A 17,072-nucleotide genomic window follows, 5' to 3' on the forward strand; every position below is an offset into this window, starting at 1 on the left:
TGATAGACGAACTCTTGAAAAGATCATTGATCAAGAAATTATTGGGAGAGATAAACATGGGTCAAAAAATCTTTAACTTCTTTGTCTTTGTATGTGTTATTACGGGTGTCATAATATATTCCATTCATGAAGATGAGGTTAAAGCTAAACAACAATTGACTAATAAACAAGCAATAGAAATGACAAAAGAAATTGTTAAAACTCAAGGTCCATTGATATTAAAAGATTTAGGTGTTAAAGACGACGGGATTTTAAGTAGAATTACAATAAATAAAGGTGTTAGAGATGATGATTATATAGGATGGTATAGTGGTAGATCTTATACAACTTGGAGTGATAGCAATAAAATAGTATATGATGAAGGTACTAATACTATTGACTTATATCCGTATGGATATCTTACCGAGCGTGATGAGAACGGAGATCCAGTTTTCCTTTCGAAAGATCAGTATCCTTCTAAAGATGAATTTAAAAAAGAGATGATTGAAACTCTTGCACACGAATTGCGACACTATTGGCAAGATCGAACTGGTGAAATGATTAAACACCCATATAAAGATAGTACCCCACATGATGAACGATGGATTGAAAAAGATGCAAACAGGTATATGGAAAAATATTATCAGTCAATTCAAGTAAATAAGTAAGTATTGAGCTCTTTGCAGGTTGTCGAGAAAGGGGGATGGTATGCCGATTAAATTGAAAGATTATTGCATTAAATATGTGATTCATAAGGACTCTAAAAGGGAGCAGAAAAAGGCTGAGCGTAAAGATAATCACTCGGGTTATTAACAATATCCTGTTTTAGATTACCATCTTAGTTATTTTAGGCTTTTATGGGTAGCTATTGGTAGTGTTTGGTGGCACATTGGTGGCAAAAATCCTGTTTAAAAGTTATGACTATAACAGGATATAACAGAAAAACCCTTGCTATAGCAAGGGTTTTTGTACGTCCCAGAGAGGATTCGAACCTCCGACCTACAGTTTAGGAAACTGTTGCTCTATCCTGCTGAGCTACTAGGACAAGTAATAACGAATTATAGGTTTTTTTGTACACTTAAATCTAAAAATCCCATCCTGATCTCAGAAAGCATATTCAAGAAGCGGTTCGGTCAGTACGCTTGATGATAATTCTTAGAAGCTGATTCATTCGTGCTGAGCTAAAAGGACAATTTAAGGAACGATATTTATTATAATAAGTTAATCGAAAAAGGTCAAATAAAAATGCTTAATTTGCGAAATATTTTGGTGCTTTTTCTTGAAGTTCTGTTTTTTCACGAAAGGCGAGCCAGACAATCAAACTCAGCACAATTAGCAGTCCTTCCATTGAAATGATATAAAGCGGATATGGTCCTAAAAAGTCCAGCAGGCTTGAGCTGTTTGGTTTTTGACTTAGAAACATATAATTACCTGCGACTAGTTTATTGATGAACATTACCACCGGCATTAGTACATTTAAAAACACCAATAATTTGACAACAGACCAAATAGTTGGCCGGTAACCTTTAACCCAAGTAAAATATAATGGCACCCAAATCATCATTAAGTGGGTGCAGAAGAAGTGGAAAAAGCGAAAGTGCGGGAAGTCATAGGATAATAATGGCGTAACTAAAGCCTGTGACGCCCCTAATAAACCGGTGAATAAAAGAATTTCATAGAATAGCTTTTTCTTTGTGATTAACAGTAAAATAGTTAAGAAAAAGCTGATGTTGCATAATTCTAACGGAATGGAGTGACTGCTATTCCAGGTGCTAGTACTAATCATCCAGAGATGATAAGTTATTTCCAACATGATAAGCGATGCTGATAAGCCAATTTCAGCAGCTTGTAAATTTATAGCTCCAAGTTTTTTCTTCAAAAGAAAAATTCCAATAGAAACAATTAATAAAAGCGCTAAAATAGCAAAATGGCTGTCTGAAAACATTTCAAACTGATAATTTTTATTGCTTCCGCCAAACCACTCCATACATCCACCGCCCTTATAAATATCATAACATGTGACAATAACTTAAATAAATTTGAATATTACGACACCGTTGGACATCTCTTAGTCCATAGGGCTTATTCTTAATAGAAGATTTTTCATTCTGATAAAGTCAGTATGGTTTATGTTATAATAATATGTCGAAGATACTCGAAGAATTAAAAGCAGTGGGGGTTCATGATGGCAGCTTACACGCCAATGATGCAACAATATTTAACAGTTAAGGCAGATTATCAGGATGCCTTTTTATTTTTTCGCCTTGGAGATTTTTACGAAATGTTTTTTGACGATGCCATCAAAGCATCGCAGGAATTAGAAATTACGTTAACAAGCCGTGGAGGTGGCCTCGAGGAAAAGATTCCGATGTGCGGCGTTCCTTATCATTCCGCAGCTAATTATATTGAACAGCTGATTTCAAAAGGGTACAAAGTTGCGATATGCGAGCAAATGGAAGACCCGAAACAAACTAAAGGTATGGTGAAGCGTGAAGTTGTCCAACTGATCACACCGGGAACACTGATGGAGGGGAAAGGGCTCACTGATAAAGAAAACAATTATATTGCCTCAATTACAGCATTTGAGGATCAAACATTTGCTGTAGCTTATAATGATATTTCAACAGGCGAGAGTAAAGTTACGTTACTTTCAAGCAATTTTGATGATGTGTTGAATGAATTGGCCGTTTTAGGTGCGAAGGAAGTCGTTGTTGCCAGCAGCTTTGACGGTGAGCTCCAAAAGAAAATGCGTGAGCGTGATGTGCTGGCGATTTCCTTTGAAGATAATAGTTCAATAGAAATGCAATTTGCCCATCTATTAGAAGAACTGAATCAGGAAAAATTAAAACAAGCTGCGGCAAGGCTGTTTAACTACTTGTATCGATCCCAAAAAAGAAGTCTTGACCACTTGCAGCCAGTGACCACTTATCAGATTCATCAATTTATGAAGATTGATTACTATTCCAAAAGGAACCTTGAATTAACCGAAACCATCCGTTCTAAAGGGAAAAAGGGTTCTTTATTATGGCTTTTAGATGAAACGATTACCGCAATGGGCGGCAGAATGCTAAAGCATTGGATTGACCGCCCATTAATTGACCAGAACGAAATTGAACATCGACACAATCTTGTGGATGTGTTCATGAACCATTTTTTTGAACGTCAGGAACTACGGGAAAAATTGAAGGAAGTATATGATTTAGAGCGTTTAGCCGGCCGGGTTGCTTTTGGAAATGTGAATGCTCGTGATTTAGTTCAGTTAAAGCGTTCGTTGATGCAGGTGCCTTTCTTAAAACAAATCCTCTTAAGCATGCAGAATGAAGAAATGAATGGAATTGCTGAACATCTTGATCCATGTGAAGAGGTTACCGACTTATTGGAGCAGGCAATTGTTGAAAATCCTCCACTTTCATTAAAAGAGGGGAACATCATTTGTGATGGCTACAATGAACAGCTTGATCAATATCGCGATGCCAGCCGAAACGGAAAGACGTGGATTGCCCAGCTGGAGCGAGAGGAACGTGAAAAGACCGGGATTAAATCGCTGAAGATTGGATACAACAGAGTATTTGGCTATTATATTGAAGTGACAAGAGCTAATCTTCATTTATTAGAAGAAGGCCGATATGAGCGGAAGCAGACATTAACGAATGCGGAGCGTTTTATTACTCCCGAATTAAAAGAAAAAGAAGCGTTAATTTTACAAGCCGAAGAAAAAATCGGCGAACTGGAATATGACTTGTTTGCGGAAATTCGTGAAATCGTTAAGGAATATATTCCCCGTCTGCAGGCTTTGGCCAAGACAGTCAGCGAGCTTGATGTCTTGCAATGCTTTGCCCAGGTTAGTGAAAACCGCCGTTATGTGAAGCCGCAATTTTCTAATGAGCGCCGTGTGATGATTAAGGATGGTCGTCATCCGGTAGTTGAAAAGGTATTAAACTCACAGGAATATGTACCGAATGACTGTATTATGGATCCTGACCGTGAAATTCTGTTGATCACTGGTCCAAATATGTCCGGTAAAAGTACGTTTATGCGTCAGATTGCATTGACATCGGTTTTAGCCCAAATTGGCTGTTATGTTCCGGCCACAGAAGCAGTGCTGCCGATTTTTGATCAAGTATTTACCCGGATTGGTGCTGCGGATGACTTAATTTCCGGGCAAAGCACGTTCATGGTCGAAATGCTGGAAGCGAAAAATGCAATTGCCAACGCCACCCAGAACAGTTTAATTTTATTTGATGAAATTGGGCGCGGGACTTCAACCTATGACGGAATGGCATTAGCGCAGGCGATTATTGAATATATTCATAACCGAATTGGCGCAAAAACCTTATTTTCCACGCACTATCATGAGCTGACAGTGTTAGAGGAAGAATTAAGTAAATTAAAGAACATTCATGTTAGCGCGATTGAACATAACGGCAAGGTTGTGTTTCTTCATAAAATCAAAGAAGGACCGGCTGATAAGAGCTATGGGATTCATGTGGCACAGTTAGCAGAACTGCCTAAAGAATTAATCGACCGTGCAAACGAAATATTAACTGCCTTAGAGCAGCCGGGAGTCGGGGTTGAAATAATCCCTGCAGTGAAGGAAGACAAAACCGCAACAGCAGCCGAAGAACAAAAGTCTACAGAACAGCCTGCTGCCCAGCTGTCATTCTTTGATGAGCCGAAGGAAGTTAAGAAAGCGGAATTATCTTCTAAAGAGAAAAAAGTGTTAGAAAAAATTCGCGAGTTAGATTTATTAGATATTACACCTCTTCAGGCGATTAATATGCTCTATGAGCTGCAAAAAAAGGTAAAAGGCTAAAGATAACAAGGAGGCGGAAAAATGGGGAAGATCATTCAATTAGACGATGCCCTATCGAATAAAATAGCGGCGGGAGAAGTAGTCGAACGCCCCGCCTCAGTTGTGAAAGAACTAGTGGAAAACGCGGTCGATGCTGGGAGCACCGTAATTGAAATTGAAGTAGAGGAAGCGGGATTGGCCAAAATCCGTATCACCGATAACGGGAACGGGATTGAAGAGGATGACGTGCTTCTGGCATTTCACCGGCATGCCACAAGTAAAATAAAAGATGAAAATGATTTATTTCGAATTCGCACACTCGGCTTCCGCGGTGAGGCTTTGCCAAGTATTGCTTCTGTTTCTAGGCTTGAAATGAAGACATCCACTGGGGATGGGCCTGGCAGTTTAGTAGTTGTGGAAGGCGGTAAGGTGATAACGTTTGAGAAGGCTTCAAGCAGACGGGGGACGGATATAACTGTAACGGATTTGTTTTTTAACACACCTGCTCGCTTGAAATACATGAAGACGATTCATACAGAACTAGGAAATATAACGGACGTCGTGAATCGTCTCGCTCTGGCGCATCCGGAGGTGGCTTTTCGGTTAATCCATAATGAACGTCAGCTGCTGCAAACCAACGGAAGCGGAGATGTCCGCCAAGTACTTGCGGCCATTTACGGTATGAGTATTGCCAAGCAGCTTGTCCCCGTTTCAGCAGAATCATTGGATTACAAAATCACTGGATATGCTTCGATGCCGGAAGTAACGCGAGCATCTCGAAACTATATTTCAACGATGATTAATGGCAGGTTTATAAAAAATTATGCGCTTGTTCGGGCGATTCAAGAAGGCTATCATACATTATTGCCAATTGGCCGTTATCCGCTTGTCTTATTAAATATTGAAATGGATCCTTTACTTGTCGATGTCAACGTCCATCCATCTAAAATGGAAGTACGGATTAGTAAAGAAGCAGAACTTAATGAGCTGGTTACAAATATGATTAAGAACGAGTTTAAGTCAAAAGTTTTGATTCCCACATCGTATTCTTCAGTGAAAAAAGAAAGTGTGAAATCTGAACAGACGGCACTGGATCTTAATGAAGGGACGTTTTTGTCAAAGGCTGTGGTACCGAGAGGCAATGCTGGTATTTTACATGAAGTGCAGCCAAATTTAGAGCCTGCTGTTTATGAAACATTTCAGAAACCAGTATACAAGGCTCCTGCTTTAACATTTTCCGATACAAAGCAGAATGTCCATGAAGAGCAAGAATATGTGACAAATAAAGTCCAATCCATCGTAGAGGATGAGGATTCTTTTCAGGTCGACATTATGAATGATGATCCTGAGGAACACATTGAACCGAGTACTGACTTGGCAGCAACGGAAAACGAGAGCCGGGTCCCGCGGATGTATCCGATTGGGCAGATGCATGGAACCTATATCTTTGCTCAAAACGAAAATGGCCTATATATCATTGATCAGCATGCAGCCCAAGAACGGTTAAAGTATGAGTACTTTCGGGACAAGGTTGGGCAAGTGACGTCAGAACTGCAGGAAATGCTTGTGCCATTAACCTTTGAATATTCGACGGATGAATATGTGAAAATTATGGAGCATCAGGAAGAACTCGAGAAGGTTGGAGTGTTTCTTGAGGAGTTTGGCTTAAACAGCTTTATTATCAGATCCCATCCGCAATGGTTCCCAAAAGGCGAAGAGAAGCAAATCATTGAAGATATGATTGAGCAGCTGCTGGCAATGAAAAAGGTGGATATTAAAAAACTCCGTGAAGAAGCAGCGATTATGATGAGCTGTAAAGCATCGATTAAAGCGAACCGCCATCTTCGGAATGATGAAATCCAAGCCTTGTTAGATGACCTAAGAAAAGCATCCGATCCGTTTACATGTCCGCATGGCAGACCGATAATTGTCCATTATTCCATTTATGAAATGGAAAAGATGTTTAAACGGGTTATGTAGCATATAAACAAGTCCGATTCCATTTTTGTGTGAATCGGACTTGTTTTTTTTCAGGGTAATGGGGATTTTAGGGATAAAAATTTATAAGACCGATGAAAAACAAAACCCTGTCATCTTAAAAAAATAATTTTATTCCGTAAAAAAACAATTATCGTGCAACAGTTACAAGCTTACCAACATATTTAAGTGCTTTTCCTGTGCCGAGTACAACAGATTCTAGCGGACTTTCAGCTAGCTGGACAGGGACGAAAATTTCTTTGCTTAACCATTCTTTCATCCCATTCATTAATGCTCCGCCGCCAGTTAAGATAACGCCGCGATCGACAATATCACCGCTTAACTCGGCAGGACAATCTTCAAGTGTAGCTCGGATTGCCTCTAAAATATGCAGAAAGTCTTCTTTCATCGCATTGCGAATTTCATAGGATGATAGTTTCACAGTTTTCGGCAGTCCAGTAACAAGGTCACGACCGCGGACATCCATAAAAGCTTCTTCGTGATCAATAAGCGCATAACCAATTTCCATTTTCACATTTTCAGCTGTTCTTTCCCCTATAAGTACATTGTACTCTTTACGGACGTATTGAATAATATCATCATCAAGGCGATCACCGCCAATCTTAATCGAATGATAAGAAACAACACCACCAAAAGAGATAATCGCCACTTCTGTATTCCCGCCTCCAATATCAACTACCACATTAGCAACAGGCTCATCTACAGGTAATCCTGCACCAATTGCTGCCGCAACTGGCTCTTCAATCAAGATGATTTTTTTGGCTCCGGCATTTCTAACTGCGTCCTGAATCGCTCTTCTTTCAACGCTTGTTGAACCGGATGGAATACAAACCACCACATTAGGCTTCCTAAGGGCTAAGCCCATTTTTTTGGATGCCTTCTTCATAATTTGCTTAAGCATTTCGGTTGTCACATCAAAGTCTGCGATCACGCCATCCTTTAATGGGCGGATAGCCATAATTTTTTCCGGTGTTTTACCGATCATTTCTTTTGCCTCTGCACCAACGGCTACCACATTTTTTGTCACTGTATCAATTGTTACAACGGAGGGCTCATTAAGGACAACCCCCTTATTTTTGCTATACACTAAAATATTTGCTGTTCCTAAATCAATTCCAATATCAAATGTTTGTAACATGATTTTCACCTTTTTTCATATATTTTTGCAGGAAACAGAAGAACCGACCCCGTGTTTCCTAAGCTGATCTGACAAATTTCGTGTTATTTTTACAAAATAACATACGAACAAGCTTATCATGATTCTGTGGGTAGAAAGCTGTTTGTAATTTAACCGTTAAAGTTTTGTAACTTAGCACGCAAAAGATATCTATTTTGTAATAGATGAAAAAATAAATTAATATATCCTTCGCGCATAGAATTTATTTTTTTGTATATACTTGTTAGATGTTCAACTGCTTTTTAAAAATTGTGATACCATAGGTGTGGAAGGCTCGTTCTTTCCGCTGAAATTGAAAATAGAGGCAGTGTGAAAATATTGGATGCAAAAGAAAAATTATTGGTTATTATTGGACCGACTGCAGTAGGAAAAACAAAGCTAAGTATTGAATTGGCTAAACGATTTAACGGCGAAATTATCAGCGGGGATTCCATGCAAATCTACCTTGGAATGGATATAGGCACGGCAAAAATACGCGAGGATGAGATGGAAGGAATTCCCCATTATTTAATTGATATAAAAGAGCCAAATGAAAGTTTCTCTGCAGCAGAATTCCAACAGCTCGTTCGAGAGAAAATTTCGGAGATTACCGATAGAGGAAAGCTGCCAATCATTGCTGGTGGAACAGGATTATATATTCAGTCTGTTATCAATGATTATAATTTTTCCGATGTGACAGGAGATGAGAATTTCCGCAGGCAGCTTGAACAGAAAGCAGATGAATTGGGGCATGAAGTCCTGCACCAGGAGTTATTGAAGGTTGACCCAAAGAGTGCTGCGGATATTCATCCGAATAATGTCAGAAGAGTGATTAGAGCCCTCGAAATTTATCATCAAGCTGGAAAAACAAAGGATGAATATGAAAACACAGGGCAAAATGAGGTATTGTACGATACAGCAATTGTCGGTTTGACGATGGAACGGGAAAAGCTCTATGAACGGATTAATGCCCGGGTTGATCAAATGATGGAGCAAGGACTTTTAGAAGAAGTCAAAAAGCTTTATCAATCGGGTCTAAGGGGTTGCCAATCGATCCAGGCAATTGGTTATAAAGAGATTTATCAATACATGGATGGTGAAATCTCACTTGATGAGGCTGTCGAGAAACTAAAGCAAAACTCCCGGCGATATGCCAAAAGACAATTAACATGGTTTCGTAACAAAATGGAGGTAAAATGGTTTGATATAACAAATGTGAACAATTTGTCAAAAAAAGAAGCGGAAATTTCACAATACGTTGAAGGAAAGCTTCAAATAAAATCGAATACATATTAGTAGAGATAAAAGAGGAGGATATTCATAATGAAAACGACGATTAACATTCAGGACCAATTTTTAAACCAATGCCGTAAAGACAATACTCATGTTACGGTATTTCTGTTAAATGGATTCCAATTAAGAGGCTGCATTAAAGGCTTTGATAATTTTACAGTTCTATTTGAATCAGAAGGAAAGCAGCAATTAGTCTATAAACATGCCATTTCTACGTTTGCTCCGCAAAGAAATGTTCAGCTTGAATTAGAACAGCAATAAAACATAACCATTAAACACAAGGGCCCATTCTTCGGGCTCTTTTTATTTCTCTAGGAAATAATAATGATTTCACCGGACTGTGAATACAAATAAAATGAAGGATTATGCTTATTCTACGCAAGGTGTTCGCAAGAAAAGAGGTGAAAGCTTTGGACCAACCAAATCGAATGAAAAGCAATGGCCAAATAAAGGTTGTTCTCAATTCCCCAAAACGAAAAAACATCACAAAAGAATTACCTGACTTTCAAGTTGCTCCAAAGGTCATTCCCCCAGAGCATTCAGCCCTAAAGGAAATTGAAGAGGAGCTTGAAGCTTTAGTTGGTATGGAAGAAATGAAACGAATGATAAAAGAAATTTATGCCTGGATTTATGTGAATAAAAAACGTGAGGATATGGGGTTGAAAGCAAAAAAGCAGGCGCTCCATATGATGTTTAAAGGAAATCCCGGTACAGGCAAAACAACCGTTGCAAGGCTGATAGGCAAATTGTTTCTAAAAATGAATGTCTTATCAAAAGGGCATCTGATTGAAGCGGAACGGGCAGATCTTGTTGGTGAATATATTGGCCATACAGCACAAAAGACAAGAGATTTAATTAAGAAAGCACAAGGCGGGATTTTGTTTATTGATGAAGCTTACTCTTTAGGCCGTGGAGGTGAAAAAGATTTCGGCAAGGAAGCCATTGATACGCTTGTGAAGCATATGGAGGATAAACAGCATGAGTTTATCCTTATACTTGCAGGCTATTCTCGTGAAATGGAATATTTTTTATCATTAAATCCTGGTTTACATTCCCGCTTTCCACTGGTGATTGATTTCCCTGATTATAGTATAGAACAATTAATGGAAATTTCCGCTAGAATGCTTGTGGAGAGAGAGTATTTGTTAAGCCACGGGGCCGAGAAGAAATTAAAAGATCATTTAATTTGGGTCAAGGCAGTTTTAAGTCCTACCAGTTTCTCAAATGGACGCTATGTTCGAAATATTATTGAAAAATCAATTCGTGCTCAGGCGATGAGACTGTTGATGGTCAATAGCTATGACAGACATGATTTAATGACGATTAGGAGTAATGACTTGGTCTTTGACGAGGATGGATAGGAATTAAAATAAACGGCAGATTTTAAACAATCCGCCGTTTTTTGTTTGAATTTTAAAGCTGGATGATTATAATTCTTCTTTTTTACAGAACAATAAAATTATTAACGTTATTAGAGTATTATTGTGTTTTTTGTTATGATGTGAAGTAGAGTTCTTGGGAAAGGGTGATGTTCTTTGGAACAAAAGAATACAAAAGAAACAGCTGTTCTTGTTGGCTGTCAAACATCGGACGATGATGCACGTTTCAGCTACTCAATGGAAGAGCTAGTTTCCTTAACGGAAACTGCCCAAGGTGAAGTATTGGCCACTGTTGTTCAAAAACGGGAACGTCTTCATCCTGCTACATATATCGGTAAAGGAAAGGTAGAAGAGCTTAAGCTGCTTGTTGAGGAACTGGAGGCGGAAATCGTCATTTTTAATGACGAATTGTCTCCAAGTCAAAAACGAAACCTAGCTTCTGAAATTGATGCCAGGATCATTGACAGGACGCAGCTTATTTTAGATATTTTTGCACAAAGAGCCCGTTCGAAAGAAGGTAAATTGCAGGTTGAACTTGCGCAGTTACAATACATACTTCCACGACTTGCCGGGCAGGGGACGGCATTGTCAAGGCTTGGCGGGGGAATTGGGACGAGAGGACCTGGGGAAACAAAGCTTGAATCAGATCGACGGCATATCCGCCGCCGAATCGATGATATTAAAGAACAGCTATCCGTTATTGTTCAGCATCGAGACCGGTATCGGGAAAGAAGAAAAAAGAATAAAGCCTTCCAAATTGCAATAGTTGGATATACGAATGCCGGAAAGTCTACTTTGTTCAACAGATTATCAGAAGCGGAGTCCTATGAAGAAAATCAGCTGTTTGCGACACTTGACCCAATGACACGTAAATTAATTCTGCCTAGCGGATATCATGCGCTGATTACGGATACGGTCGGTTTTATTCAGGACTTGCCAACTGCCTTAATTGCGGCTTTCCGCTCGACTCTAGAAGAGGTAAAGGAAGCTGATTTAATCCTTCAGGTGGTTGATATGTCTAACCCAGATTACTATCAACATGAAAAAACGGTCGGTAAGCTGCTTGAAGAACTGGATGTAAAAAATGTTCCGCAAATAACGGCTTACAATAAAAGGGATATCAAACATCCTGATTTCGTGCCAACGGCTGACACGCCGTCCATTTTTATCAGCGCCTTTAACAGGGAAGACCGTCAGGCTTTAAAAGGTAAGATTGAACAGGTCATGGTGGGTTTAATGGATTCCTATGAAGTGCAGGTTCCTTCAACAGAAGGAAAATTATTATCACAATTAAAGAACGATACGATTTTAAGAGAACTAAAATTTGATGAAGATACCCAAATGTACCACTGCAAAGGGTACTCGCTGAGAGATCATCATATTACAGGGCAATTGCAGAAATATAAAGGTTAGATAGGAGTTTACAACATGTTTCAACAGTTACAAAATGGGGAAAAGCTACAAAGGATTGTAAAGGAAGTCGAACAGCAAATAACGGAAGTACATAAAAAAATCGACGAACGAATAGAATCAAATCAATTTCGTGTACTAAAAAGTTTTCAAAAGCATAGAGTCAGTGATACTCATTTCATTCCATCAACAGGCTATGGTTATGATGATACTGGCAGAGATACGCTGGAATCGGTATATGCCGATGTTTTTGGTGGTGAAGCAGGACTTGTTCGCCCGCAAATCATTTCAGGAACACACGCCATTTCAATAGCCTTATTTGGTGTGCTTCGCCCCGGTGATGAACTGCTCTATATTACCGGTAAACCATATGATACGCTTGAGGAAATCGTTGGTATACGAGGGAACGGTGTCGGTTCATTAAAGGAATTTGGAATTTCATATGACAGTGTATCATTGACAAATAATGGCGGGATTAATTGGGAGCAGGTGGAGAAAAAAATAAAGCCGAATACAAAAATGATCGGCATTCAGCGTTCTAAGGGTTATGCCACAAGACCGTCCTTTACAGTTAGCGAAATTGGAGAAATGATTAAATTTGTAAAAGAAATCAAACAGGATGTTATTGTGTTTGTGGATAACTGCTACGGGGAGTTTGTAGAAGAAATGGAACCTTGCCATGTAGGAGCAGATCTTATGGCAGGCTCGCTGATTAAGAACCCCGGGGGCGGAATTGTCAAAACAGGCGGTTATATCGTCGGAAAGAAAGAATGGGTAGAAGCCTGCTCCTATCGTTTGACCTCACCTGGAATTGGCGCGGAAGCAGGAGCATCATTATATAGTCTTCAGGAAATGTATCAGGGCTTCTTTCTAGCACCACATGTTGTCGGACAGGCTTTAAAGGGGGCTGTATTTACAGCAGCAACACTTGAAAAACTAGGGATGAACTCCTCGCCGAAATGGGACGCCGAACGAACTGACCTAATTCAATCCGTTCAGTTTGATGACCGTGAAAAAATGATTGCTTTTTGCCAAGCCATTCAGTTTGCTTCACCGATAAATTCTTATGTTACACCATATCCTAGCTATATGCCTGGATACGAGGATGATGTCATTATGGCTGCAGGCACCTTCATACAAGGCGCAAGCATTGAACTTACAGCAGATGGACCGATTCGCCCTCCATATGTTGCTTATGTACAGGGCGGTCTAACATATGCACATGTAAAAATGGCGGTTTGTTTAGCAATCGATCATTTACTCGAAAAACGATTAATCGAAATAAAATAAAACATTATGGACAGCTTTTACTAGCTGTTCTTTTTTTAGAAAAAGTCATGTTAGGTTTTCTGACATGAACTTGACAACTTTTCTGTCACCAAATATAATTGCAATATAAATTTTTTTGAAGGAGGAGAAATTAGGTGAGTGGGAAAGAAATTCGCCGTTCAATGCCTCTGTTTCCCATTGGAACTGTCATGCAGCTGACAGAATTAACAGCAAGACAAATCCGATATTATGAAGAACACCAATTAATTTCTCCGGCCAGAACAGAGGGAAACAGGCGTCTTTTTAGCTTAAATGATATTGACAGGCTGTTAGAAATTAAAGATTTAATTGATCAAGGAGTGAACATGGCTGGAATTAAACAGCTATTCCTGGTCAAACAACAGCATGCAAATGAACAGGAGCAGCAGATGAAAAAGGAGAAGCGTGAGTTAACTGACGAACAGCTAAGAAAGCTGCTTCGCAACGAATTGCTTCATTCGGGAAGATTGAACCGTTCGTCATTGCGTCAAGGTGACCTTTCACGGTTTTTTCATTAAATTTAAAATTACATCGGAGGTATGATCATGGCAAAGTATTCAAGAGAAGATATCAAACGGTTGGCAAATGAGGAAAATGTTAAATTTATCCGCCTGCAATTCACGGACATCCTTGGGACAATTAAGAATGTTGAAATTCCAATTAGTCAATTAGAAAAAGCGCTAGATAACAAAATGATGTTTGATGGTTCATCAATCGAAGGATTTGTGCGAATTGAAGAATCTGACATGTATTTATATCCTGATTTAAATACTTGGGTTGTGTTCCCGTGGACAGCGGAAAAAGGAAAGGTAGCCCGTCTAATTTGTGATATTTACAATTCAAACGGTACTCCTTTTGCTGGAGATCCTCGTAACAACTTGAGACGCGTTTTAGAAGAAATGAAGGGACTTGGCTTTACGGATTTTAACTTAGGACCAGAGCCAGAATTCTTCTTGTTTAAGCTAGATGAAAAAGGGGAACCGACATTAGAGCTAAATGATAAAGGCGGATATTTTGACTTCGCACCTACAGACCTTGGGGAAAACTGCCGTCGTGATATCGTTCTTGAACTTGAAGAAATGGGATTTGAAATTGAAGCTTCTCACCATGAAGTGGCTCCAGGGCAGCACGAAATTGATTTTAAATATGCCGATGCATTAACTGCCTGCGACCAAATTCAAACATTTAAACTTGTCGTAAAAACAATTGCCAGAAAGCATGGATTACATGCTACCTTCATGCCAAAACCGTTGTTTGGAGTAGCAGGTTCAGGGATGCACATGAATCTTTCTTTATTTAACAGTGGTGAAAATGCCTTTTTCGACCCAACTGGAGACTTACAAATGAGTGACACGGCCCGCCAGTTTATCGCAGGAATTCTTAAGCATGCGCCAAACTTCACCGCGGTTACCAACCCAACTGTAAACTCATACAAGCGGCTTGTTCCTGGCTATGAAGCACCATGCTATGTAGCTTGGTCAGCGCAAAACCGTTCACCGCTTGTGCGTATTCCGGCATCACGCGGCTTAAGTACACGCTGTGAGGTTCGTAGTGTGGATCCGTCAGCAAATCCTTACCTGGCTATGGCCGTTCTTCTGAAAGCTGGTCTTGATGGAATTAAGAATAAATTAACTCCACCTGCAGCAGTGGACCGTAATATTTATGTGATGAGCAAGGAAGAGCGTATGGAAGAAGGGATTTTGGATCTGCCGGCTACACTGGCTCAAGCATTAGATTTATTAAAATCAGATGAGGTGATTGTTTCTGCACTTGGGGAGCACATCTTTGAGCGGTTTGTAGATGCAAAAGAGATTGAATGGGATATGTTCCGTACCGTTGTCCACCCGTGGGAACGTGAGCAATATATGTCAATGTATTAAAAAATGTGAAAGCCCCGGCTAACGTGCCGGGGCTTTCAATTGTAAATAGAACAAATGCCGGCATGAAAAAGATGCCGGCTGTTTTTATTAATGAATGTGACGATAAACGCCAATGACTTTTCCTAATATAGATACATTATTTAAAATGATTGGTTCCATTGTGGAGTTTTCCGGCTGCAAACGGATATAGTCTTTTTCCTTGAAAAATCTCTTACAAGTTGCTTCATCTTCTTCAGTCATTGCAACGACGATATCACCGTTGTTTGCAGTTTGCTGCTGCTTTACGATTACGTAATCACCATCGAGAATACCTGCTTCAATCATACTCTCACCCATAATCTCCAGCATAAATACCTGCTCGTCAGTTGGTGCTAATCTTTCTGGGAGCGGAAAATATTCCTCAATGTTTTCAATTGCAGTAATCGGAAGACCGGCCGTTACCTTCCCTAATATAGGCACATTCACAACCTGATTTCTCGGAATATGGGCATTTTCATCCACTTCCAATATCTCAATAGCCCTAGGTTTGGTTGGGTCTCGTCTAATAAGACCTTTACTTTCTAGTCTAGCTAAATGACCGTGAACAGTTGAACTTGATGCTAGTCCAACAGCTTCGCCAATTTCACGAACGGAAGGTGGATAACCTTTACTCTTAACCTCATCTTTGATGAACTCAAGAATATCCTGTTGACGTTTTGATATTTTTACCATGATAAAATGCACCTCGCCTGGGTTTTGTTGGCTTAATTATACCATGTTCGTAAATGTTATACAAACATAAGTTCGAAAAAATGTTGACATAAAACAAACGTTCGGATTATAATAAAATCAAATAACGAACGTACATTCTGTTAAGAGGTGTTTTGTGATGAAGAAACTATGGAACCAATACTCATATGCTATTATTCTAATTTTATTAAGTTTTTCTTTTGCCGCTATCATTTCGTTTCAGAACAGTCCCGAGGAATCGGAACAATACTTAAAGATTACAGTCTCTGAAGGGGATTCACTTTGGAAACTATCAAAACAATACGCTGACCAGCATTCACTCTCAAACGAAGATTTCGTCAATTGGGTAAAATTACATAATAAGAATACCGAGGACAAAATATACCCGGGGGAAGAGATTATCATTCCAGTTAGCAACAAAATCCTGTCTCCTGGAGAATTAGCAAGTGGCCCTGAGCAATAGAAAGGAAAAAAGTATGAAAGCCATAATCTACTGCCGAGTAAGTACAAAGAAAGAAACTCAGGAAACTTCCCTTGAACGCCAAGAAGAAGAGTTAATTCAGTTAGCAGCAAGGAATCGATTGGAAATTGATAAGATTATTAAAGAGCAGGCAAGCGGATACGATTTTGAAAGAGATGGGATTCTTGAGCTCCTTGAAAGGATTAAAGATCCAAGCGTCCAGGCAGTTTTAATTCAGGATGAAACAAGACTGGGAAGGGGCAACGCCAAAATTGCCCTTTTACACTGTATTTTAAAAGAAGGCATTAAACTTTTCAGTATTTCCCATAATGGCGAACTGCAGCTGTCAGAATCTGATTCTATGGTACTTAAAATCGTTAGTATGGTAGAGGAATATCAGCGAAAGCTTCATAATGTGAAAATAAAGCGGGGAATGAAGCGGGCGGTTCAGCAAGGGTACAGACCGGAGAGAAATTTAGACAATCTAGGCGAGCATTCAGGCAGAGAACGAATTGAAGTACCCATTGAAGAAATTGACAGGCTGCGCAAAAATGGACTGACTTTTTCTGAAATAGCAGCTACTATGAGGGGATTTGGATATAATATATCTAAAGCAACTGTACATAGGAGATACCAAGAATATTTAGAACAGCAAAAAGAGGAATAAAAGCTAATTTCCTTGTCATTA

The 17,072-nt window shown here is 39.4% G+C and carries 15 protein-coding genes and 1 tRNA gene; 12 read left to right on the forward strand and 4 right to left on the reverse strand.

Annotated features, from left to right (window positions below; all coding sequences use genetic code 11):
- The first annotated feature begins 56 nt into the window (after positions 1–56).
- Positions 57–647, forward strand: coding sequence for a DUF3920 family protein (locus IE222_RS01020; RefSeq protein ID WP_191268819.1), 591 nt, complete (start codon positions 57–59; stop codon positions 645–647).
- A 303-nt stretch (positions 648–950) separates the two neighbouring features.
- Here IE222_RS01020 and IE222_RS01025 read toward each other — a convergent pair.
- Both IE222_RS01025 and IE222_RS01030 read right to left on the reverse strand, forming a co-directional pair.
- Positions 951–1,024 (reverse strand) — tRNA-Arg (locus IE222_RS01025).
- A gap of 204 nt (positions 1,025–1,228) precedes the next feature.
- Complete coding sequence (locus IE222_RS01030) at positions 1,229–1,966, reverse strand: YwaF family protein (protein ID WP_191268820.1); 738 nt, start codon at positions 1,964–1,966, stop codon at positions 1,229–1,231.
- Positions 1,967–2,164: 198 nt separating this feature from the next.
- Between IE222_RS01030 and mutS the strand changes: the two genes are divergently transcribed.
- Positions 2,165–4,792: a DNA mismatch repair protein MutS gene (gene mutS / locus IE222_RS01035; RefSeq protein WP_191268821.1), complete on the forward strand. Its 2,628-nt coding sequence runs from the start codon at positions 2,165–2,167 to the stop codon at positions 4,790–4,792.
- A 21-nt stretch (positions 4,793–4,813) separates the two neighbouring features.
- Positions 4,814–6,751, forward strand: a complete 1,938-nt coding sequence (gene mutL / locus IE222_RS01040) for a DNA mismatch repair endonuclease MutL (RefSeq protein WP_191268824.1) — start codon at positions 4,814–4,816, stop codon at positions 6,749–6,751.
- Positions 6,752–6,899: 148 nt separating this feature from the next.
- Here mutL and mreBH read toward each other — a convergent pair whose 3' ends face one another.
- The gene (gene mreBH / locus IE222_RS01045; protein WP_191268826.1) at positions 6,900–7,907 is read right to left on the reverse strand and encodes a rod-share determining protein MreBH; all 1,008 of its coding nucleotides are present in this window, start codon (positions 7,905–7,907) and stop codon (positions 6,900–6,902) included.
- Between the two features lie 357 nt (positions 7,908–8,264).
- Here mreBH and miaA point away from each other — a divergent pair, with 357 nt between their 5' ends.
- The 7 genes from miaA (at position 8,265) to glnA (ending at position 15,195) form a co-directional block, all read left to right on the forward strand.
- Positions 8,265–9,221: a tRNA (adenosine(37)-N6)-dimethylallyltransferase MiaA gene (gene miaA / locus IE222_RS01050; RefSeq protein WP_191269341.1), complete on the forward strand. Its 957-nt coding sequence runs from the start codon at positions 8,265–8,267 to the stop codon at positions 9,219–9,221.
- A 27-nt stretch (positions 9,222–9,248) separates the two neighbouring features.
- Positions 9,249–9,479, forward strand: coding sequence for an RNA chaperone Hfq (hfq, locus tag IE222_RS01055; RefSeq protein WP_191268827.1), 231 nt, complete (start codon positions 9,249–9,251; stop codon positions 9,477–9,479).
- 149 nt (positions 9,480–9,628) lie between these two features.
- Complete coding sequence (gene spoVK, locus IE222_RS01060; protein ID WP_191268829.1) at positions 9,629–10,579, forward strand: stage V sporulation protein K; 951 nt, start codon at positions 9,629–9,631, stop codon at positions 10,577–10,579.
- Between the two features lie 174 nt (positions 10,580–10,753).
- Positions 10,754–12,010, forward strand: coding sequence for a GTPase HflX (gene hflX / locus IE222_RS01065; protein ID WP_191268831.1), 1,257 nt, complete (start codon positions 10,754–10,756; stop codon positions 12,008–12,010).
- Between the two features lie 15 nt (positions 12,011–12,025).
- The gene (locus tag IE222_RS01070; RefSeq protein ID WP_191268833.1) at positions 12,026–13,297 is read left to right on the forward strand and encodes a methionine gamma-lyase family protein; all 1,272 of its coding nucleotides are present in this window, start codon (positions 12,026–12,028) and stop codon (positions 13,295–13,297) included.
- Between the two features lie 134 nt (positions 13,298–13,431).
- Entirely contained in the window at positions 13,432–13,833 is a 402-nt protein-coding gene (locus IE222_RS01075) for a MerR family transcriptional regulator (RefSeq protein ID WP_275671414.1), read from the forward strand.
- Positions 13,834–13,860: 27 nt separating this feature from the next.
- Positions 13,861–15,195, forward strand: coding sequence for a type I glutamate--ammonia ligase (gene glnA, locus IE222_RS01080; protein ID WP_191268835.1), 1,335 nt, complete (start codon positions 13,861–13,863; stop codon positions 15,193–15,195).
- 87 nt (positions 15,196–15,282) lie between these two features.
- Here glnA and lexA read toward each other — a convergent pair whose 3' ends face one another.
- The gene (gene lexA / locus IE222_RS01085) at positions 15,283–15,906 is read right to left on the reverse strand and encodes a transcriptional repressor LexA (RefSeq protein ID WP_191268837.1); all 624 of its coding nucleotides are present in this window, start codon (positions 15,904–15,906) and stop codon (positions 15,283–15,285) included.
- A gap of 157 nt (positions 15,907–16,063) precedes the next feature.
- Here lexA and yneA point away from each other — a divergent pair, with 157 nt between their 5' ends.
- Together yneA and IE222_RS01095 are read left to right on the forward strand one after the other, a co-directional pair.
- Positions 16,064–16,387, forward strand: coding sequence for a cell division suppressor protein YneA (yneA, locus tag IE222_RS01090; protein ID WP_191268840.1), 324 nt, complete (start codon positions 16,064–16,066; stop codon positions 16,385–16,387).
- 13 nt (positions 16,388–16,400) lie between these two features.
- Entirely contained in the window at positions 16,401–17,051 is a 651-nt protein-coding gene (locus IE222_RS01095) for a YneB family resolvase-like protein (protein ID WP_191268841.1), read from the forward strand.
- The last annotated feature ends 21 nt before the right edge of the window (positions 17,052–17,072 follow it).

Origin of the sequence: Neobacillus kokaensis (assembly GCF_014656545.1) — a bacterium.
Taxonomy (GTDB): domain Bacteria; phylum Bacillota; class Bacilli; order Bacillales; family Cytobacillaceae; genus Neobacillus; species Neobacillus kokaensis.

Coding starts and splice junctions, on each gene's coding strand:
- IE222_RS01020 (WP_191268819.1), top strand. CDS start 57: ATGGGTCAAAAAATCTTTAACTTCTTTGTCTTTGTATGTGTTATTACG.
- IE222_RS01030 (WP_191268820.1), bottom strand. CDS start 1,966: ATGGAGTGGTTTGGCGGAAGCAATAAAAATTATCAGTTTGAAATGTTT.
- mutS (WP_191268821.1), top strand. CDS start 2,165: ATGGCAGCTTACACGCCAATGATGCAACAATATTTAACAGTTAAGGCA.
- mutL (WP_191268824.1), top strand. CDS start 4,814: ATGGGGAAGATCATTCAATTAGACGATGCCCTATCGAATAAAATAGCG.
- mreBH (WP_191268826.1), bottom strand. CDS start 7,907: ATGTTACAAACATTTGATATTGGAATTGATTTAGGAACAGCAAATATT.
- hfq (WP_191268827.1), top strand. CDS start 9,249: ATGAAAACGACGATTAACATTCAGGACCAATTTTTAAACCAATGCCGT.
- IE222_RS01070 (WP_191268833.1), top strand. CDS start 12,026: ATGTTTCAACAGTTACAAAATGGGGAAAAGCTACAAAGGATTGTAAAG.
- glnA (WP_191268835.1), top strand. CDS start 13,861: ATGGCAAAGTATTCAAGAGAAGATATCAAACGGTTGGCAAATGAGGAA.
- lexA (WP_191268837.1), bottom strand. CDS start 15,906: ATGGTAAAAATATCAAAACGTCAACAGGATATTCTTGAGTTCATCAAA.
- yneA (WP_191268840.1), top strand. CDS start 16,064: ATGAAGAAACTATGGAACCAATACTCATATGCTATTATTCTAATTTTA.
- IE222_RS01095 (WP_191268841.1), top strand. CDS start 16,401: ATGAAAGCCATAATCTACTGCCGAGTAAGTACAAAGAAAGAAACTCAG.